Consider the following 18,671-nt stretch of genomic DNA (forward strand, 5'->3'; position numbering starts at 1 on the left):
TTTAGATGAATACGCATTCGGTTGAGAGCCGCTTCATACTGATCGTTTCCAGCGCTCTCCTGCTGCTGATCGCGCCGCTCTTCGTGCTGTTTTTCTATCTCTCGAATGAACGCGCCTATCGCGACGTCATCGATCACGGCCAGGTCCTGCTCAAGGCCAACTCGCTGGCGCTGGGCAAGCCGCTTTGGGATTTCGACGAGGAAAGCGTTCGGCAGATCGCCAGCACGATCCTCGCGGACCGTTCGGTGATTTCCGTCCGCGTGCACGAGGTCGCCGGCGGTCTCGATGTCAGGTTGCCGGAACGCTCGCAGGACAAGGATCCGCCGGGAGAGATCCTGTCCACCCCCGTCCATTATCGTTCGGTCGATGGGACCAAGACCGTCGGCGAGCTGGAGATCGCGCTCAGGCAGCGCGACCTCCTTTCCGATTTCAAGTTCGACGATGCCGTCTATATCGGCATCTTCCTGTTCGCGATCGTGATCATCACGGCGGCCGCCATCCTGGGCAACCGGATGATGGTGACGAGGCCGCTGCGGCGCCTGACGCATGCCATCGAGGCGACGCGCCGGTTCGGGTCGCGCCACATGGTGGACTGGGTTTCCGCCGACGAGATGGGAATGCTGGCCGCCAACTTCAACGAGATGCAGGCCCGCCTCGCCCAGGAGGAGAACGATCTCAAGCGCGCCCATCAGAAGACGACGCGCATCTACAACCTGACGCCGGCGAAGCTCTATTCCATCGACGACGAGGATCGCCTGACGGCGGTGAGCGACTATTGGCTGCTCGCCACCGGCTACGACCGCGAGACCGTTCTCGGTCACCCCTTCGCCGACTTTCTCGACCCGGCCACGCGCACCGCCTACGAAAACCGCAAGCGGCAGGCCAGCGAAGGCGTTGAGGCCGCCACCGTCACGGTGAAATTCAGATGCGCCGACGGCCGCCTGATCGACGTCCTGATCAAGGAGGTGCAGGCGCTCGAGGCGGATGAAACCCTGTCCCTGGCCGTCATGACCGACGTTACCGAATTGAAGACGGCGGAGGAGCGCAACCATGTCCAGGCGATCACCGATCACCTCACGGGCCTCCTCAACCGCCCCGGCTTCGAGATGGTGCTCGATCGGTCGATCCGGCAGACGGCCGAAGAGGGCGGAGAACTCGCCTGCCTGCTCATCGATCTCGACCGCTTCAAGCCGATCAACGACAATCTCGGCCATGCCGCCGGCGACGACGTGCTGCGCCAGATCGCCGGACGCATCCGCTCGCAGGTGCGCGGCGAGGACAAGGTCGGGCGGCTCGGCGGCGACGAATTCGTCGTGCTGATCCCGGCAAGCAAGGCACAGAGCGCCGCGCTGCAGATCTCCGAGCGCATCGCCGCCGCCTGCGCGGAGCCTGTCATCGTCGACGGCAACGCCTTGTCGCTGAGTGCCAGCATCGGCATTGCGCTCTATCCTGCGCAGGCGAAGACCGCCGCCGAATTGCTGCAGAAATCGGACATGGCGATGTATGCCCGCAAGCACAACGGCAAGAACGGCGCGAAGCTCTTCGACCCGCTGATGGCGAGCCTGGCCCAGGAAAGGCTGAAGATCGACACCTATATCGAAGAGGGACTGCGGCAAGACTGGTTCGACGTCCATCTGCAGCCGATCGTCGATCTCAAGGCCGGCCGGGTCGCCGGCTTTGAAGCGCTGATGCGCCTCAACCATCCCGAACACGGCATCCTGCCGCCGGCGGAAATCATCCGGGTCGCCGAAGAGACCGGCGCGATCCTCAGGATCGGCGAGCGCATCTTCGAAAAGGCCGTCGCGCATCTTGCACGTCTCTCCTCAGTACCGGGCCTCGAAAACGCCTATCTGGCCGTCAACGTCTCGCCCCTGCAATTCCGCCCGGAGCTGCCGGCCAGCACGTTTTCCACCTTGATGAAATGGGGCATTACTCCGACGCGCATCGTCATCGAAATCACCGAAGCGGTGCTGATGCACCCCAGCCCCGACATTCGCGACGTTCTCGGCGCACTGAACAATGCCGGACTGAGAATCGCCCTGGACGATTTCGGCACGGGCTATTCCTCGCTGAGCTACCTCGTCCATTTCCCCGTCAACATCATCAAGATCGACCAGGCCTTTACCCGATCGCTGACGGATGAGAGCGAAACGGTCCGCCGTCGGGTCCGCAAGCTCATCGCCGGCATTCAGACCGTGGCGAACGAGCTGAATTGCCAGGTCGTCGCGGAGGGGATCGAGGCCGAGGAACAGCTGGACGCGCTCCTCACACTGGGCGTGAGCCATGGGCAGGGCTATTTTCTCGGGCGTCCCCAGCCCGTCGGCGACATCTTATCCAAACTCGAATGCGCACATCTGCCATTGCTGGCCGCGCCTGGGACCTGACGATGAAACAGCTCTTCTTCCTGATTGCACTTCTCTTTCCGCTCGCCGCTCAATCGGCTGAGGTGAAGTTGGTGACCGAATCCTACCCGCCCTTCAATTTTCGCGAGGGCGAGGACTACAAGGGTGCTTCGGTCGAGCAGGTCAGGCTTCTGATGGACAATGCCGGCCTCCAATACACGATGGAGATGATGCCCTGGGCCCGCGCGCTTTTCCTGGCCGAGAACCACGAGATGCACTGCGTCTTCACCACCGTCCATAACAAGGAGCGTCACGCCCGCTTCAAATGGGTGGAGCCGCTCTTGAAGAGCCGCACCGTGCTGATCCGCAAGGTCGGCTCGCCTGCCAATCCGAAGACCCTCGACGAGGCAAAGACCTTCAAGGTCGGCACGCAGCGCGACGACTTCACCCAGACCATTCTCGAGGAAAACGGTTTCCCGCGGATCGACCTCGCCACCGACCTGGAACTGACGCTGAAGAAGCTCCTGACCGGTCGCATCGACCTGATGCCGATTTCGGAGAAATACTTCGACAAGCTGAAGCGCGACGGCACGCCGATCGAATCGACGCTGGTCCTTGCCGAGGACATCTATTCGATCGCCTGCAATCCCTCCGTGCCGGATGAAGTGATCGGCCGGATGCAGAAGGGCCTCGACAAGGTCATCGCCGATGGCACGCAGGGGCGTCTCTTCGAGAAATACGGACTCGCGACCGAAGAGCAGAAGTGAGCGGCGAGACTGCAGTAGGCCGCCGGCAGCGAGCCCTGTATGATCGGCAGAGCCTTCATTTTCGCGAGGCCGGACCGGCACAGATGTCCCGTATCCTGATCACCATCGGCCTCGTCATCGTCGCCATCGGCATTCTCTGGCCCTGGCTTACGCGGATCGGCGTCCCGATCACCAGCGGCCTTATCGTCAGCATCCTGCTGACCGCGGTCCTCTGGCTGGTTTACCGGCACTGACGATCTCAGCGGCGTGAGCGCGGCACTCGGGTTCGCCTACATCACGATGGCGAACCCCGAGGAGGCTTTACGGCCGGGACGCCCGGTCAGTAGGATTTCTGCAGGTGCGAGGACGAGGTCGCCTGCTGGCCGCCCTTCTCCGCCTGCCGCAGCGCCCGGTACTCGGCCACGGCGGCGAGGCCCGCGTCGCGCAGCAGCGCCACGTCGTGCGGGCCGGCGATGACGCGATAGCCGCGGTCGACCAGATCGGCGACGGAAGCGCCGGCGTTCGGCACGGTACCCATGATCTTGCCGGAAGCGAGGATAGCCTTTTCGGCGCGTTGAACCAGCTCGCGCACCTCCGGATGACCTGTCTGCTCGAGGCGTCCGATCGAGCCGGCGAGGTCGTTGACGCCGATGAAGATGATGTCGGCGCCCTCGGTTGCCGCGATCGCCTCGGCGTTCTCGACCGCCGTGAAGGACTCGATCTGCACGGCGATCAGCATGTTCTCGTTGGCCTTGTGGATATAGCCGGGCTCCAGCCCGAAGGTCGAGGCGCGCACGACGCCCGCCGCATAGCCGCGGATGCCGTCCGGCGGGTAGCGGCAGGCCCGGACCGCCGCAAGTGCGGCTTCCGCCGTATCGACCGAGGGGATCATGACCGACTGCACGCCCGCGTCGAGCACCCGCTTCAGGAAGACATGATCGTTCCACGGCACCCTGACCAGCGCCGGCGACGGCGTCGTCTCGATGGCGCGCAGCGTGTCGATGATCTCGCTGGTCTCGCCGACGCCATGCTCGTGGTCGACGAGCAGGAAGTCGAAGCCGGCATGGCCGAGGATTTCCGCATTGGTCGGCGCGCCGCCGCCGACCCAGCATCCGAACGCGACGTGACCGGCGGCAAGGTGGGCTTTCAGGCGGTTGGGTGTGTACATGAACAGTCAGCCTCGAATTTGTCGGGAGGGGAAGCATGGGGCGCGCCTTCACGCCCCATGCGATGACGGGACTTCAGTTTGCGGCGCGGACCCGCTCGATCGTTTCGTTGAGCGCCTTGACGAGGTCCGGATTGGCGGAGGCCGCAAATTTCTCGGCGACCGGCTTGGTCTTCTCGCGGAAGCGGGCGATTTCCTCGGGCGGCAGCTTGGTGACGGTCATGCCGGAGGCGGCAAGCGCGTCGACCGCCTTCTGGTCGGCATCGCGGGAGAGCTGGCGCTGGAAGGCCGCGGCCTCGGTGGCGGCGGCCTGCAACAGGTCCTTCTCCTCCTGGTCGAGCTTCTCCCACAGCGGCTTCGAGAACAGCAGCACCATCGGATTATAGGTGTGGCGCGTCAGCGTGATGTATTTCTGCACCTCGTTGAGCTTGGCCGTCAGGATGCTCGGTGCCGGGTTCTCCTGGCCGTCGACCGTCCCGGTCTCCAGCGCCGTATAAACTTCCGGGAACGGCATCGGCACCGCATTCGCACCGAGCGCCTGGAACATTTCCAGATAGATCGGCGACTGCACGACGCGGATCTTCAGGCCCTCGATGTCGTCGACCTTCTCGACGGGGCGGCGGCTGTTGGTGAGATTGCGGAAGCCGAGCTCCCAGTAGGCGAGCACGACGAGGTTCTTGTCGTCGAGTTCCTTGGCAAAGGTCTTGCCGACCTCGCCGTCCATCACCGCGTCGGCTTCCTTGGTCGATTCGAACAGGAACGGCAGGTCGAGCACGGCAAAGTCCGGCGCAAGGCTCGCCATAAGCCCGGCATTCATCACCGACATCTGCAAGAGCCCGCCCTGCAGCGCGGTCACTGACTGAAGGTCGCCGCCGAGCATGCCGGCCGGAAAGACCTTGACGTCGATCTTGCCGCCGCTCTTTTCCTTGACGATCTCGGCGAATTTGCGCTGGCCGATGACGAGCGGCGAGCCTTCGGCGCCGGCGCTGGCGAAGCGGATCGTCTGCTCGTTGATCTCGGCGCTGGCCGTAAGCGGCGCGGCCGAAGCCAGCATCAGACCGGTTATCACTGCCATCAAAGTCTTACGCATGTCGTTTCCTCCTTGATACGATGCGATTTTTTAAGAATTCAGCGCCCCAGCCAGGCGGCCGGCCAGATGACGAGTTCGGGAAAGGCGATCATCAGCCCCAGCACGACGAGCTGGGCGACCATGAAGGGCGTGACGCCCCGGATCACCGTTTCCATGTTGAGTTTGGAGACGCCGGCGACGACGTTCAGCACCGTGCCGACCGGCGGCGTGACGAGGCCGATGGAATTGTTGATGATGAACAGCACGCCGAAATAGATCGGGTCGATGCCGGCCGCCTGCACCACCGGCACCAGCACCGGCGCCAGGATCAGGATGGTCGGCGCCATGTCCATCGCCGTGCCGACGATGACGACGAGGATCATGATCGCCAGCATCAGGAGCTTCGGGCTGTCCATAAAGGGCGACAGAAGTTCGATCACCTGCCCCGGCAGGTCGGCGATGGTGATCAGCCAGGCCGAGACGAGCGCCGCGGCGACGAGGAAGATGACGACGCTCGTCACCTTGGCGGAGGAGACGAAGACGGCGTAGAGCTGGGAAAGGCTGAGCTCGCGGTAGATGCTGGTGGCGACGAAGATCGAATAGACGGCGGCGACGACGGCGGCCTCGGTCGGGGTGAACAGGCCGAATTTCAGGCCGAAGATGATGATCACCGGCAGGCCAAGCGCCCAGAGGCTTTCGCGCAGCGCCTTCAGCCGCTCGGCGCCGCTGGCACGCGGCCGGAGCTCGATCTCCTCCTTGCGCACCATCAGCCACCAGGCGACCGCAAGGCCGACGCCGATCATCAGGCCCGGCGCGATGCCGGCCATGAAGAGCTTCGAGATCGACAGGTTGGCGGTGACGCCGAAGAGAATGAAGGCGATCGACGGCGGGATGATCGGTCCGATGACCGAGGCCGAGGCGACGAGGCCGGCGGAGCGCGCCTTGTCGTGTCCGGCCTTGACCATCATCGGCACGAGAAGCGCCCCGAGCGCTGCCGCGTCGGCGACCGCCGACCCGGAGAGCGCAGAGAGAACGCAGGCCGCGATGATCGCCACATAGCCGAGCCCGCCACGCACATGGCCGACAAGCGTTAGAGCCAGCGCCACGATGCGCTTCGAGAGCCCACCGGCATTCATCACCTCGCCCGCCAGCATGAAGAAGGGCACCGCGAGCAGCGTGAAGCTGTCGGTGCCGCCGACGAGGTTTTGCGCCAGAATCTGCGGATCGAACATGGCAAGCTGCACCATCAGCGCCACCCCGCAGATCAGCAGCGCATAGGCAATCGGCATGCCGATCGCCATGGCGGCAAGAAGGGCGGTGATGAAGACCAGAATTGTCATCGCGGACCAACCTTTGCCGCTGGGCTAAGGGGGAAACTCACCCTTCGGATCGCGGCTGCAACTTTCGGAAGCGCCGATGGCGCATTGAAACGGCTCGGCAACACCCTCAGCGCGGCGGCGCGCCGCCGGGCGGCATTTGCGCGATGTCGAAATCCTCTTCCGATTCCTTGACGCCGATCAGCTCTTCGTCGCTGATCCGACCGCTCAGCGACCGCAAGAGCGAGAGGCAGAACCAGGCGGCTGCGAAACCCGTGAAGATCAGCACCGGCACGAAGAACCAGGCCTGGGAGATGCCCATGACCGGCGTCGTCATGCCGAGATTGATGCCGAACTGCTGCCAGGTGCCGGAGAAGATCAGCCAGGTCGTATAGAGCATCAGCAGGTTGGAAAGGACGAAGCAGACGAGGCGGCCCTTGCGAGAGAGCCGCCTGATCAGCGTATCGACGCCCAGATGCGCCTGCTCGAACAGCGTCACCGCCGCGCCAAGGAAGACCACCCAGACGAAGAGCAGGCGCGACAGCTCCTCCGACACGGAAATGCCGGTGTTGAAGGCGTAGCGCAGGACGACATTGCCGAAGACCAGAACCAGCATGGCCGCAAGACAGGCGGCGAGCAGGAACTGCATGGGGCTCAGCAGGAATTTGCGGATCGCGTTCACGTTGGCTCCTCCTCCGATGAGGACTGTCCCGGTCATGCGCCTCTGCACATCACCGCCTCCGGACGCCGCTCAGAATGTAAGCGCTTACATATCACTTTCATTCGAAGTGTCAAATGGAATGTAAAAGGCTTGGAAGAACGGATGTAACCGTATACATATCTAATCGATTGAGGAGAATCGAACCGGTGGCACGCGGAGGAAGAGAGCGGAACGGACAGACGGGGGCCCGCGCGCTCGATGTCGCGGCGCTTGCCGGTGTTTCGACTGCCACGGTGTCGCGCGCCTTCAATGCGCCGGAGAAGGTCGCCCCGGACATTCGCGAAAAGGTGCTGAAGGCGGCGGCCGAGCTCGGCTGGATGCCGCACCCGGCCGGCGCGGCGCTGGCGAGTCGCCGCACCTGGCTTGCCGGAGTCCTCATTCCGACGCTCGACAACGACGTCTTCGCTTCCCAGGTCGGCGCCTTGCAGACGCGGCTCTCCGCCGACGGCGTCACGGTGCTGATCGGCTGTTCGAACTACGACGCCGACCAGGCCGCAAACCAGGTCCGCACCATGCTGGCGCGCGGCGTCGAGGCGCTGGCGGTCGTCGGCGAATCGCACCGCCCCGGCCTGTTCGAGACGATCTCCGGGCGGGGCGTTCCCTATGTCGTCACCTATTCGCACCGGCCCGGCTCGCCTCACCCGAGCGTCGGTTTCGACAACGCCGCCGCCTTCCGGCGGATCGCCCGCCACCTGCTCGATCTCGGCCATCGCGATTTCGGCCTGATCCACCAGCCGTCGATCGACAACGACCGCGTCGTGGCCCGCATCGAGGGCCTGCGCGCGACGCTCGCCGAGGAAGGGGTGGCGCTCAGACCGCAACACGTGCGCGAGGGGCCGGCGAGCATCGCCTTCGGCCGCGAGAGCCTGCGCTCGATCGTGGATGCCCCGGGGCCACGGCCGACGGCAGTCGTCTGCGGCAACGACGCGCTGGCGATCGGCGCGCTCATCGAGGCCCGGGCGCTGGGCATCGGCGTGCCGGACGAACTCTCGATCACCGGTTTCGACGACGTCGCGATGGCGGAACAGACCGACCCGCCCCTCACCACCATGCGTGTCGACAATGCCGAGATCGGCCGGCGGGCGGCAGACTATCTGCTCGCCTGCCTCGCCGGCCGTCAGCCGCCACCGCCGCCGCCGCTCGAAAGCCGCCTGATCCTCCGGGCATCGACGGGTGTCCCTGCCCGTTCCGCCGCCTGACCTTTCCTTCCAAAACGGATGTTCGCATGACCGACGCTACACTTTTCGATGCTGCTGATCTCGCCCAGCGTTTTGCGACAGCGAAGGATCGCATCGCCGCCGCGCAGCTGCCGGCGCCCGCGACCATCGCCGAGGCGACCGCCGTACAGGCGGCGTTCGTCGCGCCCGAAGACGCGCCCGCCGCGGGATACAAGGTGGCCCGCTCACCCGAAGGCATAAGCGTCGCCGGCCGCCTCTCGCCGATCGCGATCGTCGGGGCGGATGCGCGGCCCGCCGCCTTTCGCTGGCGCAGGGGTGTGCGCGTCGAGGCGGAGATCGGCTTCCGTCTTGCCTCGAGCCTACCGCCGCGACAGGCAGGCTATAGCCGCGACGAGGTGATCACCGCCATCGGCGCGGTCCATCTCGGGATCGAGGTCCTCGACAGCCGCATCGACGAAGGCAGCAAGGCGCCGTTCCTTCTCTTCCTTGCCGATCGGCTCGGCAATGCCGGCTACGTGCTCGGGCCTGAACTGCCACGTGATTTCCTCGACGCGGAGGGGCGGACGCTGGGCGTGAGCCTCGACGGAGCCCCGATCTTCGAGGGAGAAGCGCATCATCCGGCGGGCGACGTGCTCGCCTGGCTGGTCGGCTGGGCCAACGAAACGCAAAGGGCGGAGAACTCGCTCGCTGCCGGCGAAATCGTCACCACCGGCAGCCTGTGCGGCGCCCTCGACCTCGCCGCACCCGGCCGCGTCGACGTGCGGCTCGACGGGCGATGGAGTCTAGCTGTTCGGTTCGAATAGCGAAAAGGCCGCGGCGATATTGGGGACGCCGAAGTAGCACCCTCCCTCTGCCCTGCCGGGCATCTCCCCCACAAGGGGGGGATCGGCAAGTGGCGGCGCCTCGCTCGACTAATTACTTTTCGGGATTTCGCGGGCCTGTTGTCTGGCAGGGCTCCGCCTTTGTCCAATCTCCCCCCTTGCGGGGGAGATGGCCGGCAGGCCAGAGGGGGGTGCCACTTGGCCAGTTCGGCGCCGGTCCCTCCCGGCCCTCTCAGAACTCCTGCCATTCCTCCGCCACGGCGGCATTTCCTCGGAAGGACTGCGCGACCTTGGCGACCATCTGGCGAGCCGGCGAAGCAGCCGGGCGGGCGCTTGGCGCGGTCGCCGTTCGCTTCGATGCCGCGCCGGCGCCGATGTTGAACTGGCCGAGCAGTTGGAACAGTTCGTCCGCTTCCTTGGCAAGGCCGTGGGCGGCCGCTGTCGCTTCCTCGACCATCGCCGCGTTCTTTTGCGTCCCCTGGTCCATGGTGTTGACCGCCGTGCTGATCTCCTTCAGGCCCGTTGCCTGTTCCCTGGAGGCCTCGACGATCGCCCCGACATTGCCGTCGACCTGCTGGACCTGCTCGACGATTTCCTCGAGCGCCTTACCGGTTTCCCCGACGAGCGCCACGCCGCTCTTGACATGGGCGTTCGAAGTATTGATCAGGTCCTTGATCTCCTTGGCGGCCTTGGCGGAACGCTGCGCCAGTTCGCGCACCTCTTGCGCGACGACGGCGAAGCCCTTGCCGGCCTCGCCGGCACGCGCAGCCTCGACGCCGGCATTCAGCGCCAGAAGGTTGGTCTGGAAGGCGATCTCGTCGATGACGCCGATGATGTTGCCGATCTCGACCGCCGAGGTTTCGATCTTGCCCATGGCGTCGACGGCGTCGCGGACCACCCGCCCGGAACGCTCGGCATTGTCCTTAGTCTTGCGAACGAGCTGGCCCGCCTCTTGAGCGCGGTTGCTGGAATCGCCGACCGTGGTGGTGATCTCGTCGAGCGCCGCTGCCGTTTCCTCGACGGAAGCCGCCTGCTGTTCCGTCCGCTTGGCGAGGTCGTCGGATGCCGACCTGATCTCCTGCGCGCCGGCTGCAATCGCGCTCGCGTTTTCGGCGACTGCCTGCATCGCCTCGCGCAGCTTTTCCACCGCGCCGTTGAAGTCGAGCCGCAGCTTGTCGAGCGACGGAATGAACGGCGTGTCGATCCTTTGGGTCAGGTCGCCGTCCGCCAGGCTTTGCAGGGCGGCGGCAAGCTGATGGACGGCCTCGTCGGTTTTTTCGCCCAAAGCCTCGCGTTGCTTGGCATCCTCTTCGAGCCGCTGGCGCTCCGCTATCGCCCTCGTGGACTCCGCATCCGCTTCGCGCTCCGCCTTGGCGGAAATCGCATCCCGCAGCGCAGCGACGGCCCGGGCCAGCATGCCGATCTCGTCGCGGCGTGCTTCGAGGCGGCGGTCGCCGGTCAGGTCGCCATCAGCCATCGCCTTCAGCGACGACTGAAGCTTCGACAGCGGGCCGATGATCGAGCGCGCCGACAGCGCCGCCGCGGCGATCGACAGCAGGGCAGCGATACCGAGCGCCGTGAATGCCAGGGATTCGAAGCCGCTCGCCACGCCGCGAACGTCGCTGCCGATCGATCTGTTCAGGGCTTCCTGATAGTCGATGAACTTGTTGATGGCGCCGAGCCAGGCCTCGAAGAGCGGGCTGGCCCGTTCCAGCAGGATCCGGCGTGCCCCCTCGCCGTCCCCCTGCTTCTGCAGCGCTATGATGTCGGCGACGAGCGGATTGGTCTTCGCCTGGATGGCGGCGATTTCGGCCAGGATCGTTCGTTCCTGTTCGCTCGCGCCCGCCGGAGAAGCAACCATATCGGCCATCCTCTTCTCGTTCTCGGCATAGGTGGCGGCGAGTTTCGCGATCAGGGCGACCGCCGTATTGTGGTCTTCCTTGGAGGTCACCAGCGTGACGTCGCGGATGGCGATCGCCCGATCATGGACGCTGCCACGGTAATTGATCGCAAAGCGTTGCTTGGCACTGTTCACGTCATTGATGGTAGCGAGATTGCCTTTGATCTCTTCGACCTGAACGACGGAATAGACGGTCAAGCCGACCATCATGAGAAGCAGGAAGCCGAAGCCGATGGCAAGGCGCGCGGCAATCCCGAAACTTTTGAAATGGCTCATCGATGTTTCCTTGTCCCTTTGATGCATCGCCGCGGCTCCCGCGACCGAGTTGGCCGGGCCGTCGTTCTTGCGTCCTTCTGAATCAACGTATCAAGGAGGCGCGAGCGGGCGCATGGTGCAGCCCGCGTCAAAACCGTCCCAAATGCTGTGAAAACCAGTCCTAGCGGCGGCTTGCGCCTCGAAGGCCACCCGCCTTCATGGCGGTTGAGACAAGCGTTACATCCGCTTCGCTTTGCTCAAGAAATGGCATCTGTTGGTTGCGAAATGGTGAATAATTAGCTTTTCTATAAAAGTAATTTCTAAAATTGCCATGATAATCAGGCCGCCTGCCCGGCCGCGAGCAGGCGGACGACCATCATCCCGGCAAGCAAGCTGAGAAGCGAAAAGATCACGGAGGAAGCGGCGTAGATCGCCGCGGCCATCCACTCGCCGCGCTCAAAGAGGCCGATCGTGTCGAGCGAGAACGCGGAAAAGGTCGTGAACCCGCCGAGGACGCCCGTCGCCAGGAACAGCTGTACATCCGGGGGCAGGTCGCCGCGCAAGGCGAAGTATTCGGCAAGCAGGCCCATCGCGAAGGAACCGGCGACGTTGATCGCCAGGGTACCGAAGGGGAAAGGGACACCCAGAACCTGGCCGGCGAACTGGTTGACGCCATGGCGCATGGCGCCGCCCAATCCGGCACCGATGAATACAAGCAGATAGGCCATTGCTCTGTGTTTTTCCTTTTGCGACGCAAGAGTTGGGGACAATAAGGCGGCACGCAGCGTGCGACAACTGCCGCGCCGTCTGGCGCAGGATTTCCTGGACTCGGACACGGCCTCGGGGCGTCCCATGCATGCCTGCTGGGATGCCGCGGCGCGACCGCTTGCGGGCGCGTTCCACGAGCCGGACCGATTTGGGGCAGCCCGGAGCACTGGTCCTATCCACTTTCTGCATCGACCTGTCCACTTTCCGCCGCGATCTGTCGGAAAGGCTTCGTATTTAAGCGTTTGTTTACCCAAGCCCGGTTGGGTGGTGATTGCGACGGCGATCGCCAATGCAACCGGGGGATACGCCCTCGAGTGTCGATCCAGAAGGCTCCGGCCTTTTTCCATCCATTCGCTCCGGCGGGATGAGCCCGCGGGATTTCAATATCCCATGTTTCGAGAATTGGCTGACCGCATTCGGCGACGGGCGCGGAAGGATGCCCGCGCGCTCGACGTTTATGATCTCCTCTCCCCGTTCGCGGGGACAGGCGCAGGGTGACGGGGCGGACGCCCCTCGCCCATCCATGCATCTCGCTTCCGGAGCCGTAACCAGTGTCGAATATCGCTGCCTTTCCACCCCGAACGCCCAAGGACCGCGCCCGCGCAGCCGACCTGCAAAACGCCAGGGACCGCATGCTCGTCGTCGCCGCCGAGCTCGACCGCCTCGTGACGGTATCGCAAGAAGGCTTGCGGGCTGCCTCCGAACAATGGGGAAGAACCGGTACCTGACGCGGGACCGGCGGAGGAGGACAAAGGTGCGAGCACGTCAGCCTGATGAGATGATTGAACGATCGGAACTGCTGGCCAAGCCCCGGCAATCGGTGGAGCAATATATCCGGTCGATCGGCCGGCACTATCTCAACGCCGTCATCGTCATGACGATGCTGATCGCCGCCACCTATCTGACCATGCTGGTCGCCCTTGACCGCCATTCGCTCCAGCAGAAGATCAGCTTTCTGACCAGCAACCAGTACATCCGGTTCCAGCAGCTCGCCAACCAGACCCGGGCGCTGATGCGGGCCTCAACCGATCCCAATCTGACGGAATATATCATCGGTCCGATGCGCGACGATATCCACCGGGCAATCGGCGATATTCATGCGATGGGCTCGGAATTGCAGGAGCTCCATCAGAGCCTCGGCGGCAATCTCCTGGAAAGACTCAACCGGCGCGACGAACTATCGGTGCAATTGCGTCTGGAGCTCAACGCCCGGCTGCAGGACTTTCTCGAGCGCGCCGCACGGATAGCCGATGCAAGCACCGAGGACCGGCGGGAGCGCTACTCCTTCTGGGGCCCGATCGACTTCGCGGTCGCTGCCGACAGCATGCTTATCCGCCAGTTCAGCGACCTCATCCGCTACGGGCATGACCGCAGCGGCGTCAGCATCGACCACGCCAAGCTGATCACCACGGGCCTCCTCGGGCTGATCGCCGCCGCCGTCATCCTGGCGAGCACCTTCCTGTTCAGCCCGCTCCTGAAGAAGCTGCGCAATGAGCATCGCCGTACGATGGCGTTCGAGAAGCAGCTGACGCAGCTCGCCCACACCGACGCACTGACCGGTCTCAACAACCGCTCTTCCTTCAATCTTGCCCTCGGCAACCTCTTTGGCGAACTGGAGCGGACCGGCACCGGCTTCTCCATGCTGCTCGTCGACCTCGACCGCTTCAAGAGCATCAATGACGGCCTTGGCCATCCGGCCGGCGATGCGGTGCTGCGGCATGTCGCCCGCGCCCTTCAAAGGACGTTGCGCATGAGCGACGTCATCGCCCGTCTCGGCGGCGACGAGTTTGCCGTGCTGCTCCCGGGAATCGGCGATGCCGCCGCGCTCGAAGCGGTCGCCGCGCGGGCGATCGAGGCGATCGCCGCCGGCATTTCCTTCGAGGAGCGCACCCTTGAGGTCTCTGCCAGCATCGGCGGCGCCGTCGTGCCCGACCACGCCGCGGACGAGGCAAGCCTCATGCGCATCGTCGACCTGGCGCTCTACACCGCGAAGGGCAGCCGCAGTGCCACGGTGATATTCGACGAGGCGGCGCTGGCAAGACGGCTCGAGCAGAACCAGCTCTCCCTCGCCCTCGTGCTCGCCGCCGATCGCCGCGAATTCGTCGTGCACTACCAGCCGAAGGTCGATCTCACGACCGGCGCGCATCTGGGCTTCGAGGCGCTGGTGCGCTGGCAGCATCCCGAGCTCGGCTTGCTCCCGCCCGGCCGCTTCATGCCGTTGATGGAGGGAACCCAGCTCATCCGCGGCATGACCCGCGCCGTCATCGCCACCGTCGGCCGCGACCTCAAGGCCTGGAAGGCAGCCGGGCTCGCGCCCGGCCCCGTTTCGATCAACCTGCCGGAGGTGCTGCTCGTCGGCCAGGAAGGCTATGAGATGTTTGCCGGCGCGGTTCGCGACAACGGCCTGGAGTGGGAGGACTTCGCGGTGGAGATCACCGAGGACGTCTTTCTCAATCGCTCGGCCGATCAGATTCTTGCGACGGTGGCGCGGTTCCGCCAGCACGGCCTGTCGATCTCGCTCGACGATTTCGGCACCGGCTTTGCTTCGCTCGTGCACTTACGCGATTTCCCCTTCGACGAATTGAAGATCGATCGGAGCTTTGTCGACGGCATCGGCAAGGACGCCCGCAGCGAGCAGATCATCCAGGCCATGGTCCACCTCGCGCAGAGCCTCGGCAAGCGCTGCGTCGCCGAGGGCATCGAGACGGAAGAACAGCGACGTTTCCTGATGGAGGCCGGCTGCGACGTCGGCCAGGGATACCATTTCGCCAGGCCCGAGTCCGCCGCCCTTGCAGGCCAGCGACTGCCGGGACGGGCAGCCGCAGGCCGGCGTGCGGCCAAGACTTCGCCGGCATCGCTGCGGCGGATCGCGCGACGGTAACGTTTCAAGGATGGAGGAGATGATGAGAAGACGAATGAAAAGCGCCAGCCTGGCCGCGGCGCTGCTGCTTTGCAGTGCCTGCCCGCCTGCTGCTGCCGATCAGAACGGCGCCGTCGATGTCGTGCATTTCTGGGTGTCGCAGAGCGAGGCGGCGGCACTCGACGTGCTGCGCAAGGCCTGGGCCGAGACCGGCCGCCAATGGATCGACCTGCCGGCGGAGAACAAGGTGGCGGTGCAGAGGGTTGTCAGCGATCGCATTGCAAACGGCTATGCGCCCGCCGTCATGCAATGGAATGCCAATGAGGGTTCCCGCGAGCTGCCCGAGATGGGTATCGTGCTCGACATCGAAGACGTCGCGAAGGCCGATGACTGGCGCAGCGTCCTGCCGGCAAGCGTGTTCGAACGGATCAGCTACAAGGACAAGGTGTTCTTTGCGCCGACCAATATCCACGCGGAAAACTGGCTCTGGACCAGCGAGGCGATCTTCCGCGAGGTCGGCCTGAAGGCGCCCGAAACATGGGACGAAATCTTCACCGCTGCGGAAAAGATCAAGGCGGCAGGCCACGTGCCTATCGCCCTCGGGGATCGCCCCTGGGAAATATCCCTCGTCTTCAACGGCATCATGTATTCGCAGCTCGGCTCCGAAGGCTATGCCCGGATCATGCGCGGCGACCCTGCACTCGTCAGGGATCCACGCATGGCCGAGGCGCTCGGCATGCTGCGGCGCCTGTCCGGCTATGCCCCGCCGGCGGCAGCGCGCCACAACAAGACCTGGGCGGACGCCACCGCCGCGGTCGGTGCCGGCGAGGCAGGGATGCAGTTCATGGGCGATTGGGCAAAGGGCGAGCTGGTGGCCCGTGGCTACGCCGTCGACAAGGATTTCGGCTGCAGCCTGATACCGGGCACGGAGATCGCCTATTTCATGGTCATCGACGCCTTCGCCTTTCCGCTGACGAACCGCGAGGATGCTGCCGAGGCGCAGCGCGCCTTCGCCCGCATGGTGCTCGATCGCGACAACCAGGTCGCCTTCAGCCGCATCAAGGGCTCGCTGCCGGTGCGCACCGACGTCGACCCGAGCGGGCTCGACCGCTGCGGTCGCCTGGGCCTCGAGAAGATCATCCGAAAGAGCGGCGTCAGCGCCCAGTCGATGGCCATGCCCACCCAGACCTCGGAGGGCTGGATCGCCGTGCTGGCCGATTTCTTCAACGATCAGACCATGCCCGTCGAGACCGCTCAGCAGCGCCTCTACGACATCATCGATCGGCAATGACGAGCAATAACTTAATCGCTTGTTTCCACGGCGCCTGAAAATTACCAATAGGCTCCGTTGGAGGCGTTGGGAGGCGTCATGCTGACTTTGCGACAGATCGAGGTGATCCGAGCGATCATGGTCACCGGCACGATCGCCGGCGCGGCGAAGCTCCTCGGCGTCGCGGCACCCGGCGTCAGCCGGCTGATGAAGTATACGGAAGACAGCCTTCGCGTCCGTCTCTTCAACCGCAGCCATGGGCGCTATGTGCCGACGCCGGAGGCCCGGCACATCTTCGGCTTGCTCGACACCGTCTACCGGCAGGTCGAGGACCTGCAGTTCGCCGTGCAGCGGCTGGAAAAGGGCGACGGGCTCGAGCTCAGTGTCGGCTCGGTTCCGAGCATCGCCAATGTGATGGTGCCGCGGGCGATCGCCAAGCTGCGCCAGCAATATCCGTCACTCTATGTCGACATCAACATTCTGAAGATCGAGGAGGCGATCGACTATCTGCTCGTCGGCCGCGGCGAGGTGGTGGCGATCAGCTCCTATCTCGAACACTCGATCATCCATTTCGAACCGCTCGCCACCGGCCGGCTGCTCTGCATCGTGCCGCAGGACAGCGAGCTCGCCGGCAGGGACAGCATCGCGCCGGCGGAAATCGTCAGCCATACCCTGATCGGGATCGATCCGAACGATCCCTACGGACGGGTGATGACCGAGATTTTCCGTCGTCAGAACCTCGCCTATGATATGAAGATCAAGGCGCGGTTCGGCACGACCGTCTGCGCCCTCGTCGCCGCCGAGCTCGGTATTGCCATCATCGACGAGTTCACGGTCGCCGCCGGCCGGGTGCCGGGAATCAAATGCCTGGAAATCGAAGCGGACACGACCTTCCCGACCTTCGTCGCCTATCGGCGCGACGTTCCGCTGTCGATCTTTTCCGAGCGCTTCATCGACACGCTGAGGACCGAAATGAACGGCGCCAAAAGATAACATGATGTTATTGACTCTGCATAACTTGGTATTTGCCGTTACGTAAGAGATGGGACAGTATCACGCAGCTGGGCGGGGGAGGTTCGCCGCCCAAGGAAGAACGACATAAGGAGGAGAACATGACGAAAAGAGCACTTGCGTCGATCGCAATTGCCATGGCGCTATCGGCCGGCCTGCCGAACATATCCTGGGCGGACACGATAAAGATCGCCAACGTGATCGAGCTCTCGGGCGCCGGGGCCACCGTGGGCAGCAACTGGCGCGACGCGCTGAAGCTCGCCTTCGAGGAGATCAACGCTGCCGGCGGCATCCTCGGCGAACAGGTCGAGGTGACGGATTACGACACGCAGACCGACCCGACGACCTCGCGTGCCATGGTGCAGAAGGCGATCGACGACGGCGCCTATGTCATCATGGGTCCGATCTATTCCGGCTCGGTCAAGGTCAACATGATGGTCGCCCAGCAGAACGGCGTGCCGCAGCTGACCGGCGCCGAGGCCCCGTTCATCACCGACATGGGCAATCCCTACATCTTCCGCACCTCCTTCGGCGCCCAGCAGTCGATGCCGAAGCTGGTCAAGTATCTGACCGAGGAAATGAAGGTGAAGTCGGTCGCCGTCGCCTGGGTCAATGACGACTTCGGCAAGGGCGGACGCGATTCCTTCGTGGCCGAGCTGGAGAAGAACGGCATCGCCGTCAACGCCGACGTTTCGAGCGAGGTGGGCCAGGCCGATTTCGCAGCCGACGTCATCAAGCTGAAGTCGAGCAATGCCGATGCAATCTTCGCCTATCTGCATGAAGAGGAAAGCGCCCGGCTGCTCAAGGAAATCCGCAAGCAGGGCGTCACCCAGCCGATCTTCGGCGAAACGACGCTGATGAACCAGAAGGTCGTCGACCTTGCCGGCGAAGCCGTCAACGGCGTGCGCGGACATGTCGGGCTCAGCGCCAATGCGCCGATCCCCGGCATCGAGGAATTCGCCAAGAAGTTCGAGGCGAAGTACAGTTACAAGCCCGACCACAACGCCATCAAGGCCTATATGGGCGCCTATGTGGTGAAGTACGTCACCACCAAGAACGGCAAGGCCGACCGCCAGGCCTTCGCGGATGCGCTGCATGGCCTGACCATCACGCCGGCCGACGAACCCGGCATCCTGATGGAGACCAGTTGGGACGACAAGGGCGAGGTCAACCGCGAAAGCTTCCTCGTCGAGGTCAAGGACGGCAAGCAGACCGTCGTGTCCACGCTTCCGAAACTCTAAAAAACGGT

The 18,671-nt window shown here is 64.3% G+C and carries 16 protein-coding genes; 10 read left to right on the top strand and 6 right to left on the bottom strand.

All coding sequences use genetic code 11. The annotated features are described in order from the left end of the window. Positions 1–5: 5 nt before the first annotated feature. From RHIBR816_RS0120370 to RHIBR816_RS36235, 3 genes are all read left to right on the top strand, one after another. Positions 6–2,384 carry an EAL domain-containing protein gene (locus tag RHIBR816_RS0120370; protein ID WP_018238440.1) on the top strand — a complete coding sequence of 793 codons (2,379 nt, stop codon included), beginning with the start codon at positions 6–8 and terminating at the stop codon, positions 2,382–2,384. Positions 2,385–2,386: 2 nt separating this feature from the next. Then, positions 2,387–3,109: an ABC transporter substrate-binding protein gene (locus tag RHIBR816_RS0120375; RefSeq protein ID WP_026187238.1), complete on the top strand. Its 723-nt coding sequence runs from the start codon at positions 2,387–2,389 to the stop codon at positions 3,107–3,109. Positions 3,110–3,192: 83 nt separating this feature from the next. Continuing rightward, entirely contained in the window at positions 3,193–3,342 is a 150-nt protein-coding gene (locus tag RHIBR816_RS36235) for a hypothetical protein (RefSeq protein ID WP_084811285.1), read from the top strand. A gap of 86 nt (positions 3,343–3,428) precedes the next feature. Here RHIBR816_RS36235 and RHIBR816_RS0120385 read toward each other — a convergent pair whose 3' ends face one another. The 4 genes from RHIBR816_RS0120385 to RHIBR816_RS0120400 form a co-directional block, all read right to left on the bottom strand. Next, positions 3,429–4,256, bottom strand: a complete 828-nt coding sequence (locus RHIBR816_RS0120385) for an HpcH/HpaI aldolase/citrate lyase family protein (RefSeq protein WP_018238443.1) — start codon at positions 4,254–4,256, stop codon at positions 3,429–3,431. A 73-nt stretch (positions 4,257–4,329) separates the two neighbouring features. Continuing rightward, positions 4,330–5,343, bottom strand: coding sequence for a TRAP transporter substrate-binding protein (locus tag RHIBR816_RS0120390; RefSeq protein ID WP_026187239.1), 1,014 nt, complete (start codon positions 5,341–5,343; stop codon positions 4,330–4,332). A gap of 38 nt (positions 5,344–5,381) precedes the next feature. Further along, complete coding sequence (locus RHIBR816_RS0120395) at positions 5,382–6,662, bottom strand: TRAP transporter large permease subunit (protein ID WP_018238445.1); 1,281 nt, start codon at positions 6,660–6,662, stop codon at positions 5,382–5,384. A 106-nt stretch (positions 6,663–6,768) separates the two neighbouring features. Continuing rightward, positions 6,769–7,320, bottom strand: a complete 552-nt coding sequence (locus tag RHIBR816_RS0120400) for a TRAP transporter small permease subunit (protein ID WP_018238446.1) — start codon at positions 7,318–7,320, stop codon at positions 6,769–6,771. 185 nt (positions 7,321–7,505) lie between these two features. Here RHIBR816_RS0120400 and RHIBR816_RS0120405 point away from each other — a divergent pair, with 185 nt between their 5' ends. Together RHIBR816_RS0120405 and RHIBR816_RS0120410 are read left to right on the top strand one after the other, a co-directional pair. Beyond that, a complete protein-coding gene (locus RHIBR816_RS0120405) occupies positions 7,506–8,558 on the top strand; it encodes a substrate-binding domain-containing protein (protein WP_018238447.1) in 1,053 nt (350 codons plus the stop codon). A 26-nt stretch (positions 8,559–8,584) separates the two neighbouring features. Continuing rightward, on the top strand, positions 8,585–9,340 hold the full coding sequence (locus RHIBR816_RS0120410; RefSeq protein WP_018238448.1) for a fumarylacetoacetate hydrolase family protein: 756 nt from the start codon (positions 8,585–8,587) through the stop codon (positions 9,338–9,340). Positions 9,341–9,590: 250 nt separating this feature from the next. Here the strand turns inward: RHIBR816_RS0120410 and RHIBR816_RS0120415 are convergent, their stop codons facing one another. Further along, entirely contained in the window at positions 9,591–11,534 is a 1,944-nt protein-coding gene (locus tag RHIBR816_RS0120415) for a methyl-accepting chemotaxis protein (RefSeq protein ID WP_018238449.1), read from the bottom strand. Between the two features lie 317 nt (positions 11,535–11,851). Continuing rightward, on the bottom strand, positions 11,852–12,241 hold the full coding sequence (crcB, locus tag RHIBR816_RS0120420) for a fluoride efflux transporter CrcB (RefSeq protein WP_018238450.1): 390 nt from the start codon (positions 12,239–12,241) through the stop codon (positions 11,852–11,854). 591 nt (positions 12,242–12,832) lie between these two features. Here crcB and RHIBR816_RS38015 point away from each other — a divergent pair. From RHIBR816_RS38015 to RHIBR816_RS0120445, 5 genes are all read left to right on the top strand, one after another. Then, positions 12,833–13,009: a hypothetical protein gene (locus RHIBR816_RS38015; protein ID WP_018238451.1), complete on the top strand. Its 177-nt coding sequence runs from the start codon at positions 12,833–12,835 to the stop codon at positions 13,007–13,009. Between the two features lie 50 nt (positions 13,010–13,059). Next, the gene (locus RHIBR816_RS0120430) at positions 13,060–15,162 is read left to right on the top strand and encodes a bifunctional diguanylate cyclase/phosphodiesterase (RefSeq protein ID WP_018238452.1); all 2,103 of its coding nucleotides are present in this window, start codon (positions 13,060–13,062) and stop codon (positions 15,160–15,162) included. Between the two features lie 34 nt (positions 15,163–15,196). Then, positions 15,197–16,432 (top strand): extracellular solute-binding protein, encoded by a 1,236-nt coding sequence (locus RHIBR816_RS0120435; protein ID WP_018238453.1) that lies wholly within the window; start codon positions 15,197–15,199, stop codon positions 16,430–16,432. Positions 16,433–16,510: 78 nt separating this feature from the next. Further along, positions 16,511–17,404, top strand: coding sequence for a LysR family transcriptional regulator (locus RHIBR816_RS0120440; RefSeq protein WP_018238454.1), 894 nt, complete (start codon positions 16,511–16,513; stop codon positions 17,402–17,404). 119 nt (positions 17,405–17,523) lie between these two features. Further along, on the top strand, positions 17,524–18,663 hold the full coding sequence (locus tag RHIBR816_RS0120445; protein ID WP_018238455.1) for an ABC transporter substrate-binding protein: 1,140 nt from the start codon (positions 17,524–17,526) through the stop codon (positions 18,661–18,663). The last annotated feature ends 8 nt before the right edge of the window (positions 18,664–18,671 follow it).

Source organism: Ensifer sp. BR816 (genome assembly GCF_000378985.1).
GTDB lineage: Bacteria > Pseudomonadota > Alphaproteobacteria > Rhizobiales > Rhizobiaceae > Sinorhizobium.